This window comes from Thiolapillus sp., assembly GCF_048562965.1.
In the GTDB taxonomy this organism is placed as follows: Bacteria; Pseudomonadota; Gammaproteobacteria; order Chromatiales; family Chromatiaceae; genus Thiolapillus; species Thiolapillus brandeum_A.
On record NZ_JBHNMF010001567.1, the window covers coordinates 1 to 554 of the forward strand.

At 54.0% G+C, this 554-nt stretch carries 1 protein-coding gene; it reads right to left on the minus strand.

Annotated features, from left to right (window positions below; all coding sequences use genetic code 11):
• Positions 1 to 45 precede the first annotated feature (45 nt).
• Positions 46 to 384: a hypothetical protein gene (locus ACOCD2_RS25550; RefSeq protein WP_419626400.1), complete on the minus strand. Its 339-nt coding sequence runs from the start codon at positions 382 to 384 to the stop codon at positions 46 to 48.
• Positions 385 to 554 lie beyond the last annotated feature (170 nt).

A 554-nucleotide genomic window follows, 5' to 3' on the forward strand; every position in this document is an offset into this window, starting at 1 on the left:
TTTTACGGCATCTTCCGGGAAAATCAGCTGGCCCGGGGCATTCGGTCATTGAGAATCATGATCTACAACGACAAGGGTCAAGTCACGGAAATCAACTCGAATTTCCCCTAAACAATGCATCCGCTGCCAGCCATGGAGAGCGAAGCGAAGGCTGGTAGACCCCAGTAGCCGCGAGGCCGCACTGTTTTCCCGGCGTGCCTTGCGCCAGAGGGAAAACAAAGTAGGCCTCCGAACGCGGCGTCCAGTCATTGGGAGCCAAGTACGGAGCAGCAACGAGCTTGCGAAGTTGTTGCGTAGTGCTGGGTGACCAGGACGTCTGGGGCACCAATAGGTTGTCAAAGGCCGAGTCGATTTTGGGGACTGGGATGTCCCAAAATCTTTCACGAGGCCGAAGACACGCTTGTCGGAAAGATGGGTATCTTATACTTTGAAAGTAACTACTCACCCCTATCAGCGTAGAGCTGTCCCGAAAAGGCCATTTGAATGGCGACCAGCGGATTGTATCCCTGATTTGCCATGGTCTGCAGGTAACTGGAGATGCGGCAATAGGCCTC